This window comes from Mycoplasma sp. 11548, from assembly GCF_055523555.1.
Window position 1 is genome coordinate 226,823 of sequence record NZ_JBVFVF010000001.1, and the last position, 25,625, is coordinate 252,447.

Consider the following 25,625-nt stretch of genomic DNA (forward strand, 5'->3'; position numbering starts at 1 on the left):
TTATAAAATTTTTATATGAGCAAATTTGAAAATTGAGTTGAAATAGATAATCAAAAAATGATTAAAAATTGAAATGATGAAGAATATATTTTTAGATCCAAAATTAGATTAGAAAAAACTGAATTTAAGAACTGAAAAGTAAAGAAAATAAAAAGGCGGAAAATAATAATAAATGGTGATGTTTTTGAATATAAATTGGGAGTATATACTGATAAAAGTACTGGTAAAAGTTTTACTTATTATCATAATGAAGAAACAAAAAGAATTGGTAAAAATAAATATTATTACAAAGATATTTACAACCAATTTAATAAACAAATTTGAACTAGAAGGAAGAAAAATAATCAAAAATTAATACCAAAATATGTGTTAGATTATCACTTAAAAATAGGCAATTTATCTTATAAGTTTAATAAAAATTCTAATAAATTAGATATTAAAAACAGGATAGAAATTCATATTGATGATACCTATTTTAAAGAAAATTTGGGTCGTAAAAAAGTAAAAAGATGTATAAGAAATGTTTTTTTAGTCGATAAAAATAACAATAAACATAGTTTAGTTTTTAAGGAAGAATATAAAAATTTAGACTTTATTTGCAATAAAATAAAGGAGTTTTTTGGTAAATATTTTGATAAAAATAAAGTAATAATTAGTGGTGACGGAGCAAGATTTATTAACACTATTTCAAAAAAATTAGGGGTAAAAAGGTATTATGATTTATACCATTTTAAAAGAAATTTATTTAATATTTTTGGTTTTAATAAAACAAAAAATAAGAAAAATTGCGAATTTTCAAAACATTTTCAAGTAGAAAATTTATATAAAATAATGAACAATTTTTTAGAAAAAATGAATTTTCAAGAGTTTAAAAGAGTATTAAAAAGTTTAATAAATTATCTAAAAATTCACAAAATTTTTATTAAAAAAATAAAAGAACTAAGAGGATTTTTAAAGACTTTTTCTGAAAATGAAGAGTACATTTTTAATACATTTTTGAGAAAAAATTATAATGGTGGAAGAGCAGAAAGTTATATAAATCACTTTATAAAAACCCCTATTTTCAAAAGATTTAGCTTATTTAGTTGAAACAATTGTAAAAATTTTATCAGACTAAAAAATAAGAATTTTAGTTTTGATTTTTATTAGTGTATACAAAATACATACAGTAAAGTATGCTATTTTTAAAACTTTTTATATATATTATTTAATAATATATATAATATTTTATGTGTATGTAAAAGTGTATACTATTTTCAATACAGTTTTTATAAAGTGTAGTGAAAAGTGCATACGGAAAAAATAATAAAATACCATATACTATGTATATGGTAAAGAAACTAAAAAAAGCATTTTCGTTAGAAATTCATGCGGTGTTTTTTGACACTTTAAAGTGTGCGCGCACGAGTACGTGTAGTTTAATACAAAGTATTAAACTTGATTAAGCAAAAAAAGCTTAAAAGTGCATACACTTCTTTTTTTGCTTAATTTTTGTAAATTTTGCAGTTATGAAAAATTATGATTGTGTTATAATTTTTATACAGAGTATAGTGTTTAGTTATACCACCCCTTTTTCTGCCGCTGCCTTTTTTTTAAGTTATATATAATTTATTATCATTTATATCATGAATTTTATTACATGCAGCATGATTAATTTAAATGTAAAAAATCAACCTATTTAAATAGGTTGATTTTACTTATTATCTTTAATAGTTAAATAAATTTCATCTAATTGATCTTGTGCAACATTTGATGGTGCACCAGTAAAGATATCCTCACCCTTAGAATTTTTTGGGAAGGCGATAACATCTCTAATGCTACTATGACCTGATAAAATCATGATAATTCGGTCAATTCCTAAACCGATACCACAATGAGGCGGAACACCATATTCTAATGCATTTAGAAAAAACCCAAATTTAGATTTTTGTGTTTCTTCATCCATTCCAATTAATTCAAAAACAGTTTTTTGAGTTTCCTGATCAAAGATTCTGGCAGATCCTGATCCAAGCTCAAAACCATTTAAAACCAAATCATAACTTTTAGCTTTGATTTGTGATTTATCTAATTCACTAATTTCTTCTAATGAATGATTAAATTGTGTAAATGGGTGATGTGCTGCAGCCCACGAGTTTGTTTCATGATCATATTCAAACATAGGAAAGTCAATAATTCATTTAAATGCATATTCATTTGATGCTCAATTGAATCATGTATTTAATTCTGTTCTTAAAGCACCTAAGGACTGTGATGCCTTTTGGTAAGTGTTAGCAACAATTAAATATGTACCATCTTGTTTTGTTTGGCTATTAATTAACTTTTGAACGGGCTCGAATACTTTTGATGCAAAGTTTGAATGGTCTATTTCTCCATTATTTACAACAAAGTAAAACAAGGCATTTGCTCCATTTTTCTTAGCAATTTCTTCTAATGATTTAAATTGTTTTTTACTTATTTGTTCAGAAATTTTTAATAATCTTTTGCTTGATGCTTCTTTAATAATGTTAAAATCTGATTCAGCACAAAAATCATTAATATCAATAATATGATTTTTAAAACGTAAATCAGGTTTATCACTTCCATATTTGGAAATAGCCTCATCATAAGCAATTCTTTCAAAAGGAATTTTTATTTCAACATTCATTGTTTTTTTCATAACATATTGGAACATTTGTTCAATCAATGTTTGAAAGTCTTGAACATCAGTAAAACTAGTTTCAATATCTAGTTGAGTAAACTCAGGTTGGCGATCTTTTCGTGAATCTTCATCTCGAAAACATCTGGCAATTTGAAAATATTTTTCAAAACCTGAAATCATTAACAATTGTTTAAATAATTGAGGGCTTTGAGGTAATGCATAAAAACTATTTAAATTACGAGTAGGAACTAAGAAATCCCTGGCCCCTTCTGGTGTGGCTTTTGAAAGCATTGGGGTTTCAATTTCCATAAAGTCTTGGTTTTGCAAAAATTCTCTGAGAGCAAAAATAAATTTATTACGTAATGAAAGTGTTTTTTGCATTATTGGTCTTCTTAAGTCTAGAAAGCGATTTTGTAGCCTTATTTCTTCCTTAACTACAATATCATCACGAATTTGGAATGGTAATTCATTTGCCGCTTTAGATAAAACTTTATATTCTTTTACTATAACTTCAATTTCACCAGTAGGCAGATCTTTATTAATATCTTTCCGTAGTTCTACTTTACCTGTTACTTCTAAAACACTTTCTTTAGTAAAGCTGATTGGTTGATTAAATAGTAATTGAGTAATACCAAATTTATCACGTAGGTCAACGAAGTTTAATTCTCCAAATTTACGTTTGTTTGCTACCCAGCCATATAAAGTCACAATTTGACCAATATTTTCTTTTCTTAATTGATTATTATTAATTTTTTTTGTCATTTATTCCTCCTCTAAAAGTTCTTCCAGAGCACTTAAAGTATCTTCTTGTATTTGTTCAATATCATTAATTAGGAAATTAACAAGTGCAGTAATTCCATCGTCTTGCTTTGAGAATGTTATTCTTTCTTTAGTCTCTAAGTTTTTTATAATAAATAAATCTGGATATTTTAAATCGGTTGTAATAATGTAATTAGCATTATATTTGCTTGCTTTTTCAAGCACTTTCTTAGATTTAACTAAGCTAAATTCAAAAATAGCTTGGAAGTTTGGGATTTGACTTAAAGCAATATAAAATTTCATTAAGGCAGCAATATCTGCCTCTTTATTTGAAGCACACAAATAAAGCTTAGTGCTTTGGTCTGCTTCTTTTAGGTTTTCAATTGATAATGATTCACTATTAGCAAAAAAGTCAATTAAACGTTCAACCCCTAAAGCAAAACCAACACTTGACAAAGATGGGCCGCCTAACTCACTAATTAAATTAGAATATCTTCCACCACCAATAATTGCAGCTTGTGATTTATCAGAGCGAGATGTTGCAATAAATTCAAAAACTATTTCATCGTAATAATCCAATCCTCTAACCAAATCCTCTGATACCTTATAATCAACATCTCAATCTTTTAAAGCTTTACATAAATTATCAAAATATGTTTTTGATTCACTTGATAAATATTTTGAAATTTTAGGAGCTTTTTTAACAAAACCAAGTTGTGAATCAATTTTATCATCTAAAATACGTAATACATTACCACTTTCGAGTCTTTCTTGGGAAATGCTTGAAAGTTGTGATTTATAAGGATGAAAATATTCTTTTAAGGCTTGTGAATATTTATCTCTTGTTTGTTTGTCGCCAATTGTATTAATTTTTAAGGTAAAGTCATCATTAGCAAAAACACTTAAAAGATTATTAGCTAATAAAATTACTTCTAAATCTTTTAAATAATTTTTTTCTCCTACGTGCTCAAAGCCAATTTGATAGAATTGGCGGTATCTACCTTTTTGGGGTTGCTCATAACGGAACATGGGACCTATATAGAAGAATTTTTGATTTGGGAGTGTGTTCCATTTATTTTCAACATAAGCTCTTACAAAACTTGCTGTTCCTTCTGGTCGTAATACAATATTTCTATTACCTTTATCAGTAAATTGAAACATTTCCTTACGAACTAAATCGGAATCTCCAACACTTCTTGAAAACACTTCTTGGTTTTCAATAACGGGGGTATCAATTTCTTGGTATGCTTGCTGTTGTCCTAAAATACGAGCCACATCAAAAATATGATTTCTAATTTGTGTTTTTTCTGGGGAATAATCGATTGTTCCTTTAATTTTACTTATCATAAAACTCCTTAATTTTAATATTTATATAATTATAATATAACAGCAAAAAGTTTAAAAAACAAATTAAATAAAATTCTTTTTTTGTAGAATAACTACTTTTTTGAACTACATTTTTAATTTTTTGCCCAGACTGTTGGGGTTAATCATTTTTTTATTTTTTGATTTATATTATGATGCTTTTGTTACAAAAAAAAAGATAACGAAAAAACAAAGAAAAAAAATTTTTTTCTTCTTTGGCAACTAAATTGGAAAATTTATATATTTTTTGATGTTTTTACTGTCTAAAAAATTAAGACATAATTATGCATATTGTTAAATTAACTATAAAATTTCAAAATGAAGCAAAAAGATTTTTAACCCCCCGCCCTTGATTGCAATCAAGGGGGCCTTACTTTTGAAAAAGTAAGCAAAACTTCCAGAAAACACGTGCCCGTGTTTTCTATTTTTATTATTTTCTTTTTTATTAAAAAATATTAAAATTAATATGCATCAATTTTTATTTCATCATTGATGCTTCTGTGTAATGTTCGAAGTATCTCTAAATACTCAGCCATAATCTTATTGGCTTCAAGGTTATTTCCTTGTGCATTCACAGAGACACTATTAAACTTTGAGATGTATAATTCAAGAGTTTTAAAAAATGAGTTTGTTTTCTTATGGATAAATGCTAGTTTTCCAACGGCAGGGATAGAATAATCTAAACCTTTCTCAAGAGCTCACATTTCTGTAAAGCTTAGATATTTTCCATTAGGTTCTTTGGCAAAGTATTTTTTTCCATTATATTTAAAATACAAATTATCATCAGAACAATGTACTAACACAACATCAGAATTATAAGGAAATATAATCCTTTTGTCATGCATATCGAAAGCTGCAAGGTTTTTACCTTGGTATCTAACAACACCATTTAAAACTTTTCTATTAATCTCTAAATCAACGGCTCAATTGCCGTTTTTCTTTCCTTCTTTTTGAAAGACATTATGTTTAGAAATTATTTTTTTATTCCTCGTGTTGTAATAATTTTGAAATACTTCGTTATTTTGCTTTAAATCATTAATATCTTTATATCCGTTTTCATGAATTAATAATGGGTATTGATCTAATGATGTTCTAAAAGATCTCTCAACGTGAGGTTTATGTTTGGGATTAGAAGAACTGAGTACTTCTATTCCTTTTTTATTTAAATCTTTTTCAAAAATTGTTTGTGCATTTTCGTTCCCCCAAAAAGTTCTTCTTTTATCAGTATAAATTTTCTTTGGAAATCCATATTTCTTAAATACTATTTCTAACAGTCTTTGATATCCTAATGTTGTTTCTTGTTCTTCAAATCATGCTGCTAATAATGTTCCAGTAGCAACATCAATTGCATGATAAAGATAGAATGGTTTATTATTTTTTAAATATGGTTCAAGCTGAGCATCGATTTCAACAATTTCACCAAATTCTAAATTTTTCTTTAGACCCAAAACTTGTCTTTGTTTTTCATTTTGTTTAATTTGTTTATAATATTTTTTTAATAGCAATGTTGTCTCTTGTGAAGTTTTCTTCTTTGATATTTTTGCTATTTTTCTTCCTCTTTTGGTTGTATGTATATTAAATAATCCTAATTGGTTGAATCTTCTTACCAAAGTTTTGTAAGAAATTTTTTGCCTTATAAAAGAACCATATTCTGAATAATAATAACTTTTAAACGAAAGTTGGTTATTTGTTAGAATGCTATTTAAAATAATTTCACATGTTTTTAAATAATCTTTAAACACTAATTAAATTTCTGAATCGGTAACTTTGCAACTTCTTTGTTGATTTTTATTTTTATGACTGATGTCAATTTCTTGATTACTTTTTATTATTTTTTTATATCTTTTTACAGTTGTTTTTTGGAAAAGTCACTTGCGAGATGTTAACAAAATAATTGTCTTTTAATTTTAACATAAATTTTACATAAAAAATGTATGCGAAAACAGAAAACACGGCAGTGTTTTCTCGTCGGTTTTGCTTACTTTTGTCAAAAGTAAGGCCCCTTTGATTGCAATCAAAGGCGGGTGATTAAAAATTTCTTAGGTCATCTTATATTGCCGGACAACTTGTCGATAGTTATTTATTTTTTCCATCATATAATCAATTTCTTGCTGAGAGTATTTATCTAAGTTTTTTCCTTTGGGAATGTAATACCTAATTAAGCGGTGCATATTTTCTATTGAACCTTTTTGTCATGAACTATATGGTTGGCATTTAAATAGTCTTTCAGTTGGAATTACCTGGTGCAATAAGACATTTTCACTACCATTGTCTACTGTTAAAGTTTTAATGTCTAAGTTATGTTTCTTGATTAGTTTGACAAGAGTTTGTTTTATAGCTTTGGAGTTGCGTTTTGAAAGCATAGCATAAGACATTCTGGTTTGCCGTTCAATCATGGTCACAATACAATAGGTATCATTGATTTTACCAATAACGGTGTCTAATTCAAAATGGCCGTGTTCAGAGCGATCATTAATATAAGCTGGACGTTTTGAAATTTCTGTAGCATATTTTAATGTTTTAGGTTTGGTTTGTTTCTTCTTCCTTATGCCATATTTGCCTTCAGATTTTTTAACGATATGGTCAAAATCAAGGAAATAAGGGTATTTTTTAATTATTTTATAAATTGTACTAGGCGAAGGAGCAAATTCATCAGGGGATAATTTTTTAAAAGAATTCACAAGATAGGTAACTGATTTCTTAACTTTTTTTGCTGCAAATTCTTTTTATTTCTATTTTTATTGTATGTATTAAGCTCACTATACCAATATTTTCTGTAGGCCTTTCATTTCTCTTTAATTGTATCACTTACAAAAAAGAGTCGCGAAAACGAATACCCTGATAAATGTTCGTATAGCTTTGCAAAATTAAGGGTTTTAACCCGCATTACTCTTTTTGAGCACTTAGGGCAAACATAGCGATTTTGTTTATCTAAACTAAGTGGTCTGCGATTTGTAATAATTTTAATTTTGCTTTTTATACTTCGAATGTCTCTATCAAAAATCTTGGCTACTTCTTGGATTGAGAAGCCTTCAGAAAGTTCTTGTAAAATATTATAAAGTTGTTCTAGATCGATTTGATCTAATCGTAATTTTCGATGCGACTCAAGAGCTCCTTGCATTTTCAAAATAGTATTATGATTCTCTTCGATTTTAAAATGTTGATATTTATTTTCTTTTCGATATTTGTCAAAAACACAAATATATTTTTCTAAATTTTTCATATAATTTTAAAGTCTCCTTTCATTTTTTTAAAATTTATTAATACAACTATTTTATTACAAGGCAGACAAAAACAATGTCACATGCAAAAAACTTGCATGTGACATTTCCAATTAATAATCTTTTTACAGTTGATACACTAAGGTTTGTAATTAAACTAAGTTGAGATAAAGATTTTTCAATATTAGCAGCAATTAATATGAGAGATTGCTGTTTTTTTTAGTTCGTAGTTTGTTAAGTTTTTGTACTTATCTATGTTATGTTTGATTCTCATAAATAATTTATACCATATTTTAATTAAATTAGTTCACTTTCCATGGGATTTATATATGGACCTAAATAGTTGTCATTGGACAAAAAAGTTTAAAAAACAAATTAAATAAAATTCTTTTTTTGTTAAAATATATAAGCAATATGTTTAATTGCAGAAAGTAGAATCACTTCTCACCTGATGGCCCTATAGCCTTGGGTTTAGCTACAATTAAATGCATCAATAATGGTGCTTTTTGGTAGGTCGAGTGCGATTACTTTTTAAGTTATTTTTAATAAGGAGAAATTATTAATCATTCAGATAAAAGAAAAAGGCCTGTTGCAGAGCATTTTGTAAATCATGATATCCCTTATCCAAAGGTTTTTGTTATCGATTCAAATGGTGAAAAAGTTGGTGTACGAACAAAGGGTGAAGCTCTGGAATTGGCAATAAGTCAAAAAATGGATCTAGTGTTAATTAGTGTTGATCCAAAACCTATTGTTAGAATTCTAGATTATGGGAAGTTTAAATACGACCGTAAGAAAAAACAAAAAGAAATCAAAGAAAAGCAAACGAATATTCAAAATAGAGAAATTCGTTTAACACCAATGATTGGTGAAAATGATTTATTAACTAAGAGTAGAAAAGCACGTGATTTTTTACTTGATGGTGATCGTATTAAAGTATCCGTAAAACTTAGAGGTCGCGAAATAGGGAGAAAAGACTTAGGTTTAGTGGTTTTAGATAGATTCTTTACTTCATTAGAAGATATAGCCGATAAAACTACCGAACCTAAATTAGTAAATGATCGTTTTTTAGATATGAATCTCCAACCCAATAAAAATAAAATCGCTAAATACTTAAAAGAAAAGAATCAGGGAGTTGCTAATGCCTCATCTGATTCTGAACAAGGAGAAAAAAATGCCAAAAATGAAAACTAAAAGTGCTTTAAAGAAAAGAATTAAAGTTACTGGAACTGGTAAAATCTTAAGAGAACAAGCTTACCGTTCACACTTAGCACAAAATAAATCAACCAAACAAAAACGTCATGCCCGTAAATCTGTTTTAATGTCTAAGAGTGACTTAAAGAGATTTAAAGCTTTAATCTAATCTTGCTACTAAGGTTTCAAGATATTTATAATTATTATTAAGAAAGGAAATAAAATATGGCAAGAGTTAAAGGCGGAACAGTTACAAGAGCTAGACGTAAAAAATGACTAAAATTAGCAAAAGGTTACTTTGGACATAAATCAATTGGTTATAAAGTAGCAAAGCAAGCTGTTGTTAAATCATGAACATATGCATTTAGAGACCGTAAACAAGTTAAAAGAAACTTCCGTAAATTATGAATCGCTCGTATTAATGCTGCAACTAGAGCAGAAGGAATTAGTTATTCAAAATTTATTAATGGTCTTAAAAAATCAAACATTTTAGTAAATCGAAAAATGTTATCTGAATTAGCAATTCATGAACCAAAAACCTTTTCAATGTTAGTTGAATTAGCAAAAAATGCTTAATAACTAATGTATATAATATAAAAGTATTGGAGTAATCCAATACTTTTTATTCATTATTATTTTTATGGTTGTTTACTACCTTGTCAAGTTTTCTAAGCCAATGATTAACACCACTTTTAGTAATATTATTGTCATTTTGCTCATTTTGCATTAAAACTAATTCATTTAATGACAGTCACGGATTTTCAATTCTAAGCCTAAAAAACATTAGTTGATCATTTGAAAATAAGTTAATTAAGTTATTTTCGAACATATAGTTAATATTATCAATATGTTTAATTGAGCTATTAGCAACTTTTTGTAGATTTGAAAAATCAATATTATTAATTCTATTTAAAACATTATCTTTATCTCGCAATATTTTAACATTTTGAAGCTCAAACCATGCCTTTTTAGCAGCAATTGCTGATAAAAAATCTAGTAATTCATCTATTTTTTTAATATATAAAACATAGCGGCTACGTTTTTTGAGTAAGTGGAAATTAAAATTATATTTATTAAGTTTGGATAAGATTTGACTACTTTTTTTTAAAGATAGGGTAGAGATTTCAAGATGGTATGAAGTAGAATTAACATCTGAAATATTACCAGATCCTAAAAATACTCCTGCAAAAAAAGATGTTAAATACTCCTCTTTGTTAAAAATATTAGTGAAGTTTATCGAGTCCTTGTGTAGCATTATTTTCTGCTTTCATTCATCTTTAGTGAGGAAATTCAAATTCAGTTTTTTTATTTTATTTATAATTTTATCTTTAATATAAGTATTTTTAATAATTAAAGTATAGTAATCATTGTCTAATTTAGAGTTAGCAAAAAACAAACCTTTTAAAAGATATAAATCTTCAAGAGGTTTTTTTGAATTTATTAAGATTTCTTTTTTTATTTTTGATGTAAAGGATACTTTATTTTTCATATTTTTGCCCCCACTAATCTTATAGAATTTACTTATTATATCATAGTTATATATTTATGTTTTATTAGTAATTAATGATAATATTTATAAAAGTTGAAACCATATAAACAATTAACGCAAATTATTAGCTGCAATATAAAAGTTTAAAAATATAACATCAATATATTGGTTTGGCAATTTTTATCTGAAATTTTTGAATTATGATATTAGAATAATAAATTTTAAAAAAATTTGAACAATCATTAAAATCATGGAATTAGAGCATTTAAGAAACATTCTAGTAAAAATTTCAAAAACACAAAATATATAAAAATAGTTTTTAAGCAGAATAAAAAATATTAAGAATTATATTTTTCCATTTTATACTTTTCTAAAATGCACATTGCAATTTTTTTATTATTGTATATTATGTTATAATTATAATAGGTCAAGAGATATCAAAGACATATTTATAACTGTTTAGAATTAGGTTTTTTGGCTTATTGTTATTTTTAGAAATTAACAAAGGAGAACAAATGAATAAATCAAGAATAAAAAAACTTATTTTATATCCTTCTGGTGCTTTTTTGGGCGCACTTACGATATTTATATCATCACCATATACTTATCAACAAAAAACAAATTTCTGGTATGAAAATCTTAATAATGAAAAATTTGAAGTTAGAGGTCAAGGAACAACTATTGCTTTAAACCAAAATAACGAGGCTATTTCTATTCCTGCTAACAATGACTTTGAACTAAAACTATTGTTAAACCCAGGTTTTGAAACCGAAAATGAAGAATTTTGAACTAAATTTAATAACGATTTTATAAAAAAAGTTAATCAAAATAATTTAATTTATAAATCATTTGAGAAACTATCAATAATGCCTATTGTATGGTTTTATTTTGAAAACGAAACAGATAGGGAAAACTTTGTCAATAAAATTAAAGATTGGAATGAAATTTACAAATTTATTATTTTTGAAAACAAAAATACTAGTCCACAAAATTATACCTCTCAAAGTTATGGCAGTTCCTCTGCATATCTTTATAACCAAAGTATTAAAACAAACAATTATATGAGATATGGAATTGATTCAAATTTAGAAAAATACAAGCAAAGCGTCAATAAAAACATTGATATTACAAATGCATCAGGATATTTAGATAATTCATATGTTAATAAAGTAGGAGTACTTGAGGCTTAAGCTTACCCATTTGATAAAAATTATCAAAAGCACTTTAAAGGCGGAATTGAAATAAATGATCTTAACGATAAAAAAGATGATTATTACAAAAGTCATTCAACATTTGTTTCGATGATAGTTGGAAGCGAACACGGTATAGATAAAACTTCTAAAATACACTTACACACATTTAATAAATTTGATGGTCAATGAATGTCAATTATTGAAAAAATGGTTAAAGAAGAAGGCATAAGATTAATTAACCATAGTTATGGTTACACAATGCGCTATGACGTAAATGGTACTGAAAAAATTCATCCCAAATATTTAGAAGGTTACTCTGAAAATGCATATTTTCTAGACTATATAACACGCAAGTATGGAGTAATAAATGTCTTTTCCGCAAGTAATGAGGGGAAAGATGATGATCACCTTATTACAGGACCACAATTATCGTTTAATTCTGTTATTGTAGGAGCATTATCTGATTGATCAATAAAAACAAACTTAAAATATAACACTGTAGCGGATTATTCTAATTATAGGTTGCATAAAGAGTACGAAAATATATCTAAGCCATTAGTTGTTGCTCCCGCATATTTTTATGATCCAGTTTATAATGTTAATGAATATGAGCATGGAACAAGTTATGCTTCACCAGTAGTTACTGGTTTAATTTCTAACTTACTCAAATATAGATCAGATATTAGAAATAGCGATTATAAAATACCAATTGTAAAAGCAGTTTTATCGGCATCTGCTGTTAGTCCAAATCACGATAATTTAACCTATAAGTCAAGTGGTTATGAACAAAAATTTGGAGCTGGAACACCGGACTTTAAAACAATGTTAGAAGCTGCAAATAATTATTCAACATTAAAAATTCATCCAACTAATGATAGTGGTTTTGTATTTTCAAGTAAAGAAATAAATTTAAAAAAGAATCAAACGATAAAAATATCTAGTTCTTGAATGTTTAGTGCTGGTCTTTTAAATCAATCTGAAGTTAGGCCAGAGTATAATGAAAATACAAGTTGGTGAAATTCATTTTTAAATTTCTTTTCTCCATCACGTAAAAGAAGCCAAGAACTAGAAAAACAAAAAACTATTGCCGAGGGTAAAATATGAGACCTAACTCATAAATCTGAAATTCGTTTGACACAAGCTGAGGCAATAAAACGCCAAAACAACAATTGATTTTCTGATTATGACCTATATTTAGAAAAAAAGGAATCAAATGGTAAATGGGTTGTTGTGAAGATGATTCAGTCTGCAGTAAGTAATGATGAATTACTTGAATATAAGGTACCTTCTTCAGGAACTTATAGATATCGCATTAAAAAGTATGAAAAATATGACTTTAGCAATTCTGTATATGATTTAATAGCAACTACTCACGTGGTTAAAAATGATTAAAATAATTAGAAAATTGCTAATTACTCTTGTGACTTTACTAGTTCCTGTAACTTTATTTTCATGCAATGATAAACAACCTGTTAGAAACGAACCTCCTGTTATTATAGCAGATAAGCCAGACGAATATTACGAAAATCAACTTAAAGAAATGTATGAAGATATTTACCCAGTATATGAACCACTTACAAAAACAGGTGTTTTTGCCCCTAAAGAATGATTGAAAGAAGATAACAAAACAATTAAAGAACAATATAAACAAAAAGACATCGACACATTTAATATAACATTTTTCAGTAATTTTCCTCCTTATTTAGATGATATTAAAAATGAAAAATGGCTTGAAGCTACCTATGTTAGAATAACCAGCAAAGATGATTTTGACACTTACATTATCAAAAGATTTAAAGAACTGAATCAATCTGATGAATATAACAATGACTTAAAGATAAAAAAACTATTTGAAGAATTATATTTAAATAAACAAGATGCCTATGAACTTTTAGAAAACAATGTCATTTTTATAAAAAGAGTTTCTGGTAACAATAAATCTGCGGTTGGTGGTTTTATAATTCCAATTTATGATAATAATGAAGTAATAATAACTTCATTTGGCACATACCCTAAACTGGATCCATCAGCTTTAGTAGTGCCAACTGTTTATCGACCAGATCCGTCCCGTATTTGAGAAGTTTTCTTAATTAAAAAAGGATTTAAATTTACATTTAAAGATATTGCAAGAGATTTGGAGACGACATCCCGTGATTTTAGGAATGAAGTCCATGATTGATATAAAAATGTATTTTTAAAACACTATTTAAAAGGTAAAACAGTAAATAAAACCTCTTAAGTTTTAACTTAAGTGGTTTTATATTGTATTTTGTTGATAAAAATTGTTATTAGATTTATTATTTAATGTTTTCTCTATCTCACATTTTTGTATAAATTTTTAAACATAAGTTTTTCTTTAGAAAATTAATAATTTATATGTTCCAAGACAGTATTATACTCTTGTTTACTAGATTGTTCTGAATAAGCTTTTTAAGCAAAAGTTAAAATGCAAGTTTTTTGGTATTGCATAGTTTATATTTTTTATTTGGAAATTAATAGAATTAAAAACAAAGTATCCTTTCGAATACTTTGTAAATTAAGCAACAACTTTTTCAGTAAATTTATCGTTCTCAACAACGATGTATTTATCACCTGTTTGAATGCCGTATGGTCTTAATGCCTCTACACCTTTGCATGTGCTTTCTTTAATTAATGGGAATAATGTTTTTGATTGAACAGAAACAAAAACACCTGAATAAGCCCCAAAACCACCTAATAATTTTTCGTCATTTAAAATACCTATAGTTAAGGTGTTAGGACGGAATTTTGCAACACGTTTTAATAATTCCCCAGTTCTTGAAAGCACAACAATGTATTTATATTCGCCTGATTTAACTTTTTTAGCAATTTCGTATGCAATTCTAGTACGTTTGTCACTTTGGTCTGAATTTTGTCATACACTTTCTAATTGTCTTTCGTAGTAATTTCTTGAGTAGAATTCTTTTTCTGCACGTCTTGAAATTGCTGTCATAGTTTTAACTGCTTCAACTGGGAATGAACCATTAGCGCTTTCTCCTGAAAGCATAGTTGAGTCAGCTCCTAATTCTACAGCGTAGTAAACATCTGTTACTTCTGCTCTAGTTGGGTGAGGTGAATTCTCCATTGAGTCAAGCATTTGAGTTGCTACGATAACCATTTTTCCAGCTTCACGACATTTACGAATCATTTTCTTTTGGTAGTATGGAACATCGTAATAAGGAATTTCTAACCCTAAATCACCACGAGCAACCATAATACCATCAGATGCTTCAATAATTTCATCGATATTTGTACATCCTAAGTGAGATTCGATTTTTGAAATAATTTGAACGTGTTGTCCACCATTTTCATCAAGTAATTTTCTTAATTCATTAACATTTTTTGCTGAGTTAACGAATGATGCTGCAACATAGTTAATTCCTTGTGTAATACCAAATTTTACATCGTTAATATCTTTTTCAGCTAAAAATGGTAATGAGAAATCAACGCCAGGTAAATTAACACGTTTATTTGTTTTTAATTTATGTGTGTTTTCGGCTCTAACTTTTACATAACCTTGCCCAACCTCTGTAACAACAGTAGATAATTTACCATCATCAATTAACACTTGGTTACCAATTTGAAGATCTTGAGCCATGTCATAAGCAACACTAATTTCGGTTGCAGTACCTTCTAGGTTTTTGTATTTATCTGCTGTTGTATGGATTAATAAGTAATTTCCGGCTTCAACAACTTGGCCACCATCTTTCATTTTTCCAATTCTAATTTCTGGACCTTTAGTATCTAACATTAAAGATACTGGAATTTGTAAGTCTTTACTTACTTGCTTTGCAAGCTTGAATTTATTAGATTGTTCTTCGTGAGAACCATGGCTAAAGTTAGCTCTAATAGTGGTTACACCATTTTCCACTAATGAACGCAATGTTTCATAGTTATCACTTGAAGGACCAATAGTCGCCACAAGCTTTGTTCTTTTGTCTGTAATTTTCATTTGTAATTAAACTCCCTATTCTTTTGATTTTGAAAATTTATACTATTCTAAGATTTACTGATGTTTTAGATTAATATTAATATAATTGTAACAAAAAAAACAATTTTAATAACTTAATTATTATGTTTTATTAAAATTGTTTTTTGGAAAAGTCACTTGCGAGATGTTAACAAAATAATTGTCTTTTAATTTTAACATAATTTTTAGATAAAAAAATGTATGAGAAAACAGAAAACACGGCAGTGTTTTCTCGTCGGTTTTGCTTACTTTTGCCAAAAGTAAGGCCCCTTTTGATTGCAATCAAAGGCGGGTGATTAAAAAAATTTTAGGTTATCTTATATTGCCGCACAACTTGCCGATAGTTATTTATTTTTTCCATCATATAATCAATTTCTTGCTGAGAGTATTTATCTAAGCTTTTTCCTTTGGGAATGTAATACCTAATTAAGCGGTGCATATTTTCTATTGAACCTTTTTGTCATGAACTATATGGTTGGCATTTAAATAATCTTTCAGTTGGAATTACCTCGTGCAATAAGACATTTTCACTACCATTATCAACTGTTAAAGTTTTAATCTCTAAGTTATGTTTCTTGATTAGTTTGACAAGAGTTTGTTTTATAGCTTTGGAGTTGCGTTTTGAAAGCATAGCATAAGACATTCTGGTTTGCCGTTCAATCATGGTCACAATACAATAGGTATCATTGATTTTACCAATAACGGTGTCTAATTCAAAATGGCCGTGTTCAGAGCGATCATTAATATAAGCTGGACGTTTTGAAATTTCTGTAGCATATTTTAATGTTTTAGGTTTGGTTTTCTTTTGCTTCCTTATGCCATATTTGCCTTCAGATTTTTTAACAATATGGTCAAAATCAAGGAAATAAGGGTATTTTTTGATTATTTTATAAATTGTACTAGGTGAGGGAGCAAATTCATCAGGGGATAATTTTTTAAAAGAATTCACAAGATAGGTAACTGATTTCTTAACTTCTTTTTATTTCTATTTTTATTGTATGTGTTAAGCTCACTATATCAATATTTTCTGTAGGCCTTTCATTTCTCTTTAATTGCATCACTTACAAAAAAGAGTCGTGAAAATGAATAACCTAATAAATGTTCGTATAGCTTGGTAAAATTAAGGGTTTTAACCCGCATTACTTTTTTTGAACACTTAGGACAAACATAGCGATTTTGTTTATCTAAACTAAGTTGTCTGCGATTTGTAATAATTTCGATTTTGTTTTTTATACTTCGAATGTCTCTATTAAAAATTTTGGCTACTTCTTGGATTGAGAAACCTTCAGAAAGTTCTTGTAAAATATTATAAAGTTGTTCTAGATCGATTTGATCTGATCGTAATTTTCGTTGTGTCCCAAGAGCTCCTTGCATTTTCAAGATAGTGTTGTAATTCTCTTCAATTTTAAAATGTTGATATTTATTTTCTTTTCGATATTTGTCAAAAACACAAATATATTTTTCTAAATTTTTCATATAATTTTAAGGTCTCCTTTATTTTTTGAAAAATTATTAATACAACTATTTTATTACAAGGCAGACAAAAACAATGTCACATGCAAAAAACTTGCATGTGACATTTCTAATTAATAGTTTTATTAAAATATTTTTCTAAAATTTTGTTATATAGTAATAGACCATTTTAATGGTATATTGTTTTTATAATTAAACAAAAATTATTTTGTATTATAATATACAACTATGGAAAATAATTACACTGCGGAGAATATTAAACAATTAAAAGGTCTTGATGCTGTTCGTAAAAGACCAGGTATGTATATTGGTTCAACTGATGTATATGGTTTACATCATTTGCTTTGAGAAATAGTTGATAATTCTATTGATGAAGCATTAGCAGGATATGCTTCAAAAATAATTGTTAAATTACGAGGGGATGGATCAATTTATGTTTCAGATAATGGAAGAGGAATCCCAGTGGATAAAGCCAAAAATGAATCCAAAACGGCGGTAGAAATTGTTTTTACTGAATTACATGCTGGTGGAAAATTTGATTCTAATACTTATAAAGTCTCAGGTGGATTGCATGGTGTTGGATCAAGTGTAACTAATGCTTTTTCTACAAAATTAAGTGCGACAATTGCCCGGGGAGGTAAATTGTATTACACTGAATTTGCCCGAGATAAAATAATTCAAAGAACTCAAATTATTGGTAAAACAAAAGAAACTGGGACAATAGTTGAATTTTGACCTGAATATGATTTATTTAAAAAAGCCAAATTTAGTTTTGAAAGAATTGCTGAAAGGTTGCAAGAAAGTGCTTTTTTAATTTCAGGGTTAGAAATTGAACTTTATGATGAAATTAATAATTTAGAACAAAAGTTTAGATATAACAATGGATTAGTTAAATTCCTTGAATTTTTAAATAATACCCGAAGTCCATTAAATCCTCCTGTTTCTTATAAGGAAATAAATCGAGATATAGAGGTTCATTTTTCATTTCAATGAAATGATTCATATAATGATGGTTTAATACTTAGTTTTGTGAATAATGTTAAAACTAAAGATGGCGGAACACATGTTTTAGGCATTAAATCTGCTTTTAATAAAATTATTAATGAATATGCCCATAAAGATGGATATTTAAAAGGAAATAATATGTTTGATATTACCGATATTATGGAAGGTTTTACTTGCATAATATCGGTAAAAATACCCGAAAATATGCTTGAATTCGTTAGTCAAACTAAAGATAAATTAGGAACACCAGAGGCTAAAGCATGTGTTGATGAAGTTGCTTCTAGTTTCTTAGAATCATGACTTAGTAAAAACAAACCACTTGCTAAAATAATTATAGAAAAAATTCGTAAAGCATATGATGTAAGATTAGAAACTAAAAAGAAGCGTGAAGAAATTAGGACTTCTAAAAAAACTTTATCAGGTAAGAAAATTATTAGTGATAAATTAACCCCCGCTAGTTCGAAAAAAGCACACGAGCGTGAGTTATTTTTAGTTGAAGGAGATTCAGCTGGCGGCTCAGCAAAAAGTGGGCGAGATCGTAATTTTCAAGCTATTTTACCATTAAGAGGTAAAGTAATTAATGCTGAGAAAATTTCCCTATTAGAACTTTTAAAAAATGAAGAAATTGTAACAATTATCAATGCAGTAGGTGCTGGGATTGGCAAGAACTTTGACTTAACTAAATCAGAGTATGGCAAAATTATAATTATGACAGATGCCGATACTGATGGGGCCCATATTCAATGTTTATTGTTAACATTTTTTTACCGCTATATGAAACCATTAATTGAAAATGGTTATGTATATATAGCAATCCCGCCCCTGTATAAAATAACTAATAAAACAAATAAAAAAAGTCAATATCTTTGAGACGAGCAAGAACTTAGGGATACTTTTGAATCAAAAGGTTCAAATTTTGAAATTCAACGCTATAAAGGTCTTGGAGAAATGAATGCAGATCAGCTATGGGAAACTACCATGGATCCTAAGTCTCGTACATTAATACGTGCTACAATTAATGATGCATATTTAGCAGAAAGGCGTATTAGCACACTTATGGGGAATGATTCAGCTAAACGCAAGGATTGAATAGATAGCAATATCATATTTGATGACTACGATGATTATTTAGAAAAATTCGCGAAGGTATAAAAAAATATATTCAAGTTTAAAACTTGAATATATTTTATATTAACAGGATTCCTTTGTGCAAATTGAAATTTCCTTACGAAAATCTTTATAAACTGATGAAATACTGTTTTTTGTAAGAGTTGCATTTATTACTCTTGCTAAAAATGGACCAAGTGAAATAACTTTTAGTTTTTTAAATTTTGGAGACCATGCACTATTGTCAATACTATTTGTAACTATAACTTGGTCAACATCAGGATGATTTTCAAAGATTTCAAAACCTCTTGTAAAAATACCATGTGAAGCAGCTACAATGATTTTTTTAGCACCTTTTTGCTTTAAAGTTTCAACGGCTTTTAAAATGGTACCGCCGGTATCGATAATATCATCAATAATTACAGCATTTTGGTTTTCAATATTGCCTAAAATACCCATAACTTCTGTTTTGTTAACTTCAGTGCGGCGTTTATCTATAATGCAAATTTGCACAGTATCTGCAATTAATTCAGCAAGGGTTCTTGCACGAACTGTCCCACCATGATCTGGTGATACAACGGTAAATTTTTCTCCAGTTTGCTTTAGAGCATAAGCAATTGGATATTGGCCTTTTAATTCGTCAACTGGAATATCAAAGAAACCTTGAATTGAAGGATTGTGTAAATCAACACAAGTTACTTTACTTACTCCTGCTTTTTGCAATAAATCTGCAACTAACTTAGCACCAATTGATTGGCGTCCACTTGCTTTACGGTCTTGGCGTGCATATCCGTAATAACTTAAAATAACATTAATAGACTTAGCACTACCACGTTTTAATGAATCAACAAATAATAACAGTTCCATAATATTATCATTAACGGGGCGAGAAGTGCTGGCAATCAAAAAGACATCTTTGTCTCGCACGGTATGTTCAGATACAAGCATTACTTCTCCGTCAGCATAAACAGTTCGCTCAATTTTTGACATTGGTATATCTAAAAGTTGTGAAATTTCACATGCTAAATTTTCGGAATTTTTCATTCCGAATAAAACTATATTTTCTTTATGCATAATTATGTTTATATTATATTTAATTATTATTTATTTGCTAGTGAAAAATTAATAAATCCTTGCTCTGTTTTGTAGATATGATAAAAGTTGATAGATAAGTATGTAAATGCTTTAAGTATTAGCATTACTTCGAAAAAGTTTTAAAAATTATAGTTTAATAGTATTGGCTAAAATGCCTTACTAGAATTTTGTTCCTGTATTTTTTTCTAAGTTCTTTAAGTAGAAATCTTTAATATTTTACTTTTGTTATGGATATTCCGGTTTGTTTGAATATCTATCTTATGCTTAAAAAATATTAATTTTGTTTTATTATTCGGAAATTTTCCAGATTTAACTTAATAACAATTCTATTTTGAAAATTAATCTTTGTAATATTTCTTAAATTCTTCTTTGTATCACTTGCTTAATTTATTGTAATATTCTTTTGATTTTTCAAGTGGGTAATAGAGATTAAATTTATTATCAGCAAAATAAGTATTAAGTTTAAATTTTTGCTTTTTAGGTAAACTTAATACTTTTCACTTTTGGTCTTTAACAATTCTATCATCACCAATTCGAGTATTATAATCATAGAAAACATTTAATTCAAGAGAATCATCAGTTATAAAAGGAATGACAAGATTATGAAATGATCCTTGTTTATTAGATTGTAAGATATAAAGATCATTATTTTCTATTAGTTGATAAATATTTTGGTAATTTAAGAACTCTTTTTCAAATTGGTTTATAATATCATATACTTTAGGTTTATAATCATCTGCTGAATTTAGCTCTTGATATCTTTTAATTATGATATTATCAAATTCCTGTTTAGTAGATATTTTGATAACCTTACTTTCATTTATTTCACTATAAAGAGGATCTGTTACATGATCAAAAAACTTGTATTTTCAAAAATATCCATGCTTAACTTGATTTTGTTGATTAATTTTTGTATAAACCTCTTGAGAAACCGGAACGTATAATTCACTTATTTTTGAAATTGAATTCAGTTTATTTTCTAGATCATAATGAATTTTTACAACATCTATTTCAATGTTTAAATTTTCTTTGTATGTTACCGAATCATTTTTTATACTTCTAGAAGTTTCTTTATCTGATTTAGGATCTTTAGTGGGAACATTTGTAGTTGAACAAGAAAAAGTTACGATAGGCATAAGTATTGCACTAAATAATAATATTTTTACTTTATTTTTCATTTCGTACCACATGTGTTACAGCAATTATATCGTCAACGGAATTTCCAAATGTACTTGAAGAAACCTTATTAATTCTATATCTATAAATTCCGGAGTTAAAAACATTATATTCAATTAGTTCATCGTTGCTTGTTTTTGTGTACACTCCTTTAACTGTTATTCAATTTCCTCTTAAATCTTTTCTCTCGAGAATTAAGTTATAATCAGAAAATCAATTACCACCTTGTCGTTCAAATGTTTCTTTATCTTTTAATCATAATTCATCATTATGCGTCTTTTTTCATTTTGCTTCTTCATGAGCTTTTCTCGAATTAGAAAAGAAATTTAAAAATGATCCTCACCAATTTGATCTTGGTTCATTATTTTTTAAAATACCTGCATTAAATAATCATGAACTTGAAATTTTAATGCTCTGACCATTTCTTAGCCATAATTCATTACTTGTAATAATATCTTTGCCAGTATTTAAAGTTGGATTTACTTTTGCAGTTTTATAATTATTTGCAGCTTCTAACATTTTTATTGCATCAGGTGTTCCTGCACCATATTTTTGTTCAAACCCACTGGTTTTATATGTTAAATTTGAAAATTTAGGACTAACTGCTGATGCTGATAAAATAGTTTTAATAATTGGAACCCTAAATTCACTCGCATAAATAGTTGGATTTCTTTTTAAGAAATTAGAAACAAGCCCAATAATTAAAGGAGCTGCATAACTTGTTCCTTCATCAAACTCATATTCTCTTTTCATTCATGATTCATAAAACATATTGTAAAATGTACCAGGTGCGACTACTAGAGGTTTAGCTAAGGTTGCATATTCAGGTGCTAAGTTATAGTTTGTATAATATGATGTTTCATTTTTTTTAATATTTTTGCTGTTAGCTTTTTCGCTCAATGCACCAACAACAATCGAATTAAATGATAATTTACTCTGAGTAATTTGGTGTATTGGATTATAACCATCATTTCCCGAAGAAATAACATTTATTACACCGTATTTACGAGATATATAATCTAAAAAGTAAGAATTTTCGTTATAACCTTCAAAGTATTGTGGGTTTATATATTTTTGACCTGTTTTACTATCTATATAATAAAGTTGTGGCCCATAGCTATGATTTATAATTTTAACACCATCGTCTAAAACCATTTTCTCTATTGCATCTTGCCATTGTGTGCCATTTGTAAATTTTGATAAATAAATTGTAGCAGTTCTATCAACACCAAATTGACTACCTGCAATCATTGATACAAAAACACCATGTTTTTCAAGTGGTGACTGAGATTCAATAACGAATTCTTCGTTTACTTTTAAGCCACGTTTGAAAAATTCAGAGTATTTATAATCAAATTTTTCATTTCCTGCTTCTAAAATACCAATTTTAGTAGTTTTATTTTCTGCGAGCCCTGCGTCTCCTTTTAGTATTGATAGATTTTCCTCCACTGATTGTTTGAAATTATTTATACTTTTTGTGGGGGCATTGTTTAAATTTGAATATGTTTTGCGATAATATTCAAACCCTGAACTATTACCTCAATTCCATTCTTTTATATTTTCATTCTTATAAATAATTATTTGAAAAATTTCTTTTCAATCTTTGATTTTTGTGGTAAAATTTTCTCTGTCGCTTTCTTTTTCAAAGTAGAAGTAAATAATTGGCATTATTCTACTTGGATTACCAGAAATAAATTTTAATTTATTATTTTTAACTTTATTAATAAAATCATTATTAAATTGTTGAATAAAATCAATGTTATCAGATTCAAACCCTGGGTTCAATAATAATTTTAATTGATAATTATTATCAACGGGAACATTAATTATTTCCCCATTATCTGATAAATCTTTAACGATTGATTGTTCCCTAACTTGGAATTTATCGTTAGTTAAATTACTATATCAATAATTATTATTTGTTTTTTGGTTAATTGTTTTTGAATAGGGTACTAATACTGTACCAATTGTTGCTACTATTCCCAAAGGAATTAGTAGCCTTTTTTTAATGCTTTTTAACATAAGTATGTTTTTCCTTTCTAATATTTATTTGAGTTATAATGTGGTATATCTTTTTTAATGACCACATTATAATTATATAATACATTTTATATTATTATATTCAATAAAAGATATATATATATATATATATATATATCTTACTTTATAATTTATCATTTATAAATTTATTAAAATTTAAAAATATCAGTTTGTAAAAAACTATGTACGAAAACTTTTATGATACTTTTACTTATTCCCGATTTATTCTGTGCATCCTAAAATAAATATTGGATAAAGTTTACTCGCAGTTCTTTTAATTATATTACTTAATATATCCGTTGGTTTTAGTGATAGTTTAGAAAATTTTTTATTTTATCTGTTTAAATCAAATTTTAAGAAATACTGCTTTTGATATTTAAAACGATTATTTTGACGCTTTTTGTATGAACTGAAAGATAATTTTATGAATTTTTTGGGTTATTGTGTGGAATCTTATTTGACAACATTTTATACATTTGTTAGTTTTGCAAGTCTGATAGCAACACTTTTTTTATAAAAAGTATTCGGAATTTGTCCGAATTATTAATTGGAAAAGTCACATGCAAGTTTTTTGCATGTGACATTGTTTTTGTCTGCCTTGTAATAAAATAGTTGTATTAATAATTTTTCAAAAAATAAAGGAGACCTTAAAATTATATGAAAAATTTAGAAAAATATATTTGTGTTTTTGACAAATACCGAAAAGAAAATAAATATCAACATTTTAAAATCGAAGAGAATCATAACACTATCTTGAAAATGCAAGGAGCTCTTGGGACACAACGAAAATTACGATCAGATCAAATCGATCTAGAACAACTTTATAATATTTTACAAGAACTTTCTGAAGGTTTCTCAATCCAAGAAGTAGCCAAAATTTTTAATAGAGACATTCGAAGTATAAAAAACAAAATCGAAATTATTACAAATCGCAGACCACTTAGTTTAGACAAACAAAATCGTTATGTTTGTCCTAAGTGTTCAAAAAAAGTAATGCGGGTTAAAACCCTTAATTTTACCAAGCTATACGAACATTTATTAGGTTATTCATTTTCACGACTCTTTTTTGTAAGTGATGCAATTAAAGAGAAATGAAAGGCCTACAGAAAATATTGATATAGTGAGCTTAACACATACAATAAAAATAGAAATAAAAAGAATTTGCAGCAAAAAGAAGTTAAGAAATCAGTTACCTATCTTGTGAATTCTTTTAAAAAATTATCCCCTGATGAATTTGCTCCCTCACCTAGTACAATTTATAAAATAATCAAAAAATACCCTTATTTCCTTGATTTTGACCATATTGTTAAAAAATCTGAAGGCAAATATGGCATAAGGAAGAAGAAACAAACCAAACCTAAAACATTAAAATATGCTACAGAAATTTCGAAACGTCCAGCTTATATTAATGATCGCTCTGAACATGGTCATTTTGAATTAGACACCGTTATTGGTAAAATCAATGATACATATTGTATTGTGACCATAATTGAACGGCAAACCAGAATGTCTTATGCTATGCTCTCAAAACGCAACTCCAAAGCTATCAAACAAACTCTTCTCAAACTAATCAAGAAACATAACTTAGACATTAAAACTTTAACAGTTGATAATGGTAGTGAAAATGTCTTATTGCACCAGGTTATTCCAACTGAAAGATTATTTAAATGCCAACCATATAGTTCATGACAAAAAGGTTCAATAGAAAATATGCACCGCTTAATTAGGTATTACATTCCCAAAGGAAAAAGCTTAGATAAATACTCTCAGAAAGAAATTGATTATATGATGGAAAAAATAAATAACTATCGGCAAGTTGTACAGCAATATAAGATAACCTAAAATTTTTTTAATCCCCCGCCTTTGATTGCAATCAAAGGGGCCT

The 25,625-nt window shown here is 27.4% G+C and carries 22 protein-coding genes; 9 read left to right on the forward strand and 13 right to left on the reverse strand.

The window, feature by feature from the left end:
• Positions 1 to 15 precede the first annotated feature (15 nt).
• Positions 16 to 1,149, forward strand: coding sequence for an Mbov_0401 family ICE element transposase-like protein (locus AC0B4K_RS00860; protein WP_465103394.1), 1,134 nt, complete (start codon positions 16 to 18; stop codon positions 1,147 to 1,149).
• Between the two features lie 544 nt (positions 1,150 to 1,693).
• Here the strand turns inward: AC0B4K_RS00860 and aspS are convergent.
• The 6 genes from aspS to AC0B4K_RS00890 all read right to left on the reverse strand — a co-directional run bounded on the left by aspS (position 1,694) and on the right by AC0B4K_RS00890 (position 7,985).
• Complete coding sequence (gene aspS, locus AC0B4K_RS00865; protein ID WP_465103418.1) at positions 1,694 to 3,400, reverse strand: aspartate--tRNA ligase; 1,707 nt, start codon at positions 3,398 to 3,400, stop codon at positions 1,694 to 1,696.
• Complete coding sequence (gene hisS, locus AC0B4K_RS00870; protein WP_465103419.1) at positions 3,401 to 4,744, reverse strand: histidine--tRNA ligase; 1,344 nt, start codon at positions 4,742 to 4,744, stop codon at positions 3,401 to 3,403. It lies immediately after the preceding gene.
• 479 nt (positions 4,745 to 5,223) lie between these two features.
• Positions 5,224 to 6,504: a transposase family protein gene (locus tag AC0B4K_RS00875; protein WP_465103420.1), complete on the reverse strand. Its 1,281-nt coding sequence runs from the start codon at positions 6,502 to 6,504 to the stop codon at positions 5,224 to 5,226.
• A gap of 3 nt (positions 6,505 to 6,507) precedes the next feature.
• On the reverse strand, positions 6,508 to 6,651 hold the full coding sequence (locus AC0B4K_RS00880; protein ID WP_465103421.1) for a hypothetical protein: 144 nt from the start codon (positions 6,649 to 6,651) through the stop codon (positions 6,508 to 6,510).
• A gap of 150 nt (positions 6,652 to 6,801) precedes the next feature.
• The gene (locus AC0B4K_RS00885) at positions 6,802 to 7,443 is read right to left on the reverse strand and encodes an IS30 family transposase (protein ID WP_465103422.1); all 642 of its coding nucleotides are present in this window, start codon (positions 7,441 to 7,443) and stop codon (positions 6,802 to 6,804) included.
• Positions 7,377 to 7,985: a hypothetical protein gene (locus AC0B4K_RS00890; RefSeq protein ID WP_465103423.1), complete on the reverse strand. Its 609-nt coding sequence runs from the start codon at positions 7,983 to 7,985 to the stop codon at positions 7,377 to 7,379. The genes AC0B4K_RS00885 and AC0B4K_RS00890 overlap by 67 nt, the downstream gene beginning before the upstream one ends.
• Before the next feature lie 556 nt (positions 7,986 to 8,541).
• On the opposite strand from AC0B4K_RS00890, the gene infC reads away from it, so the two are divergent.
• The 3 genes from infC to rplT are packed head-to-tail and all read left to right on the forward strand — an operon-like array spanning position 8,542 to position 9,750.
• Positions 8,542 to 9,174 carry a translation initiation factor IF-3 gene (gene infC / locus AC0B4K_RS00895; protein WP_465101883.1) on the forward strand — a complete coding sequence of 211 codons (633 nt, stop codon included), beginning with the start codon at positions 8,542 to 8,544 and terminating at the stop codon, positions 9,172 to 9,174.
• A complete protein-coding gene (rpmI, locus tag AC0B4K_RS00900; RefSeq protein WP_465101248.1) occupies positions 9,155 to 9,343 on the forward strand; it encodes a 50S ribosomal protein L35 in 189 nt (62 codons plus the stop codon). Before infC ends, rpmI begins: the two co-directional genes overlap by 20 nt.
• 56 nt (positions 9,344 to 9,399) lie before the next feature.
• Positions 9,400 to 9,750, forward strand: coding sequence for a 50S ribosomal protein L20 (gene rplT / locus AC0B4K_RS00905; RefSeq protein ID WP_465101249.1), 351 nt, complete (start codon positions 9,400 to 9,402; stop codon positions 9,748 to 9,750).
• A gap of 46 nt (positions 9,751 to 9,796) precedes the next feature.
• On the opposite strand, the gene whiA is transcribed toward rplT, so the two are convergent.
• Positions 9,797 to 10,663 carry a DNA-binding protein WhiA gene (gene whiA, locus AC0B4K_RS00910; RefSeq protein ID WP_465103424.1) on the reverse strand — a complete coding sequence of 289 codons (867 nt, stop codon included), beginning with the start codon at positions 10,661 to 10,663 and terminating at the stop codon, positions 9,797 to 9,799.
• A 515-nt stretch (positions 10,664 to 11,178) separates the two neighbouring features.
• Here whiA and AC0B4K_RS00915 point away from each other — a divergent pair.
• The 3 genes from AC0B4K_RS00915 (at position 11,179) to AC0B4K_RS00925 (ending at position 14,095) form a co-directional block, all read left to right on the forward strand.
• Positions 11,179 to 11,853 (forward strand): hypothetical protein, encoded by a 675-nt coding sequence (locus AC0B4K_RS00915; protein ID WP_465103425.1) that lies wholly within the window; start codon positions 11,179 to 11,181, stop codon positions 11,851 to 11,853.
• A gap of 111 nt (positions 11,854 to 11,964) precedes the next feature.
• Entirely contained in the window at positions 11,965 to 13,248 is a 1,284-nt protein-coding gene (locus AC0B4K_RS00920) for a S8 family serine peptidase (protein ID WP_465103426.1), read from the forward strand.
• The gene (locus tag AC0B4K_RS00925; protein ID WP_465103427.1) at positions 13,241 to 14,095 is read left to right on the forward strand and encodes a hypothetical protein; all 855 of its coding nucleotides are present in this window, start codon (positions 13,241 to 13,243) and stop codon (positions 14,093 to 14,095) included. Before AC0B4K_RS00920 ends, AC0B4K_RS00925 begins: the two co-directional genes overlap by 8 nt.
• Positions 14,096 to 14,392: 297 nt before the next feature.
• Here AC0B4K_RS00925 and pyk read toward each other — a convergent pair whose 3' ends face one another.
• The 3 genes from pyk to AC0B4K_RS00940 all read right to left on the reverse strand — a co-directional run bounded on the left by pyk (position 14,393) and on the right by AC0B4K_RS00940 (position 17,320).
• Positions 14,393 to 15,826, reverse strand: coding sequence for a pyruvate kinase (gene pyk / locus AC0B4K_RS00930; protein WP_465103428.1), 1,434 nt, complete (start codon positions 15,824 to 15,826; stop codon positions 14,393 to 14,395).
• A gap of 325 nt (positions 15,827 to 16,151) precedes the next feature.
• A complete protein-coding gene (locus tag AC0B4K_RS00935; RefSeq protein WP_465103429.1) occupies positions 16,152 to 16,793 on the reverse strand; it encodes an IS30 family transposase in 642 nt (213 codons plus the stop codon).
• Positions 16,727 to 17,320 (reverse strand): hypothetical protein, encoded by a 594-nt coding sequence (locus tag AC0B4K_RS00940; RefSeq protein ID WP_465103430.1) that lies wholly within the window; start codon positions 17,318 to 17,320, stop codon positions 16,727 to 16,729. Before AC0B4K_RS00940 ends, AC0B4K_RS00935 begins: the two co-directional genes overlap by 67 nt.
• 225 nt (positions 17,321 to 17,545) lie before the next feature.
• On the opposite strand from AC0B4K_RS00940, the gene AC0B4K_RS00945 reads away from it, so the two are divergent.
• Complete coding sequence (locus AC0B4K_RS00945) at positions 17,546 to 19,474, forward strand: DNA gyrase/topoisomerase IV subunit B (RefSeq protein WP_465103431.1); 1,929 nt, start codon at positions 17,546 to 17,548, stop codon at positions 19,472 to 19,474.
• 39 nt (positions 19,475 to 19,513) lie between these two features.
• Here AC0B4K_RS00945 and AC0B4K_RS00950 read toward each other — a convergent pair whose 3' ends face one another.
• The 3 genes from AC0B4K_RS00950 to AC0B4K_RS00960 all read right to left on the reverse strand — a co-directional run bounded on the left by AC0B4K_RS00950 (position 19,514) and on the right by AC0B4K_RS00960 (position 23,722).
• Complete coding sequence (locus AC0B4K_RS00950) at positions 19,514 to 20,503, reverse strand: ribose-phosphate pyrophosphokinase (protein WP_465103432.1); 990 nt, start codon at positions 20,501 to 20,503, stop codon at positions 19,514 to 19,516.
• Positions 20,504 to 20,862: 359 nt separating this feature from the next.
• Positions 20,863 to 21,702: a hypothetical protein gene (locus AC0B4K_RS00955; protein WP_465103433.1), complete on the reverse strand. Its 840-nt coding sequence runs from the start codon at positions 21,700 to 21,702 to the stop codon at positions 20,863 to 20,865.
• Positions 21,692 to 23,722 (reverse strand): S8 family serine peptidase, encoded by a 2,031-nt coding sequence (locus AC0B4K_RS00960; RefSeq protein WP_465103434.1) that lies wholly within the window; start codon positions 23,720 to 23,722, stop codon positions 21,692 to 21,694. Before AC0B4K_RS00960 ends, AC0B4K_RS00955 begins: the two co-directional genes overlap by 11 nt.
• Positions 23,723 to 24,397: 675 nt before the next feature.
• Here AC0B4K_RS00960 and AC0B4K_RS00965 point away from each other — a divergent pair.
• Entirely contained in the window at positions 24,398 to 25,582 is a 1,185-nt protein-coding gene (locus AC0B4K_RS00965) for an IS30 family transposase (protein ID WP_465103435.1), read from the forward strand.
• Positions 25,583 to 25,625 lie beyond the last annotated feature (43 nt).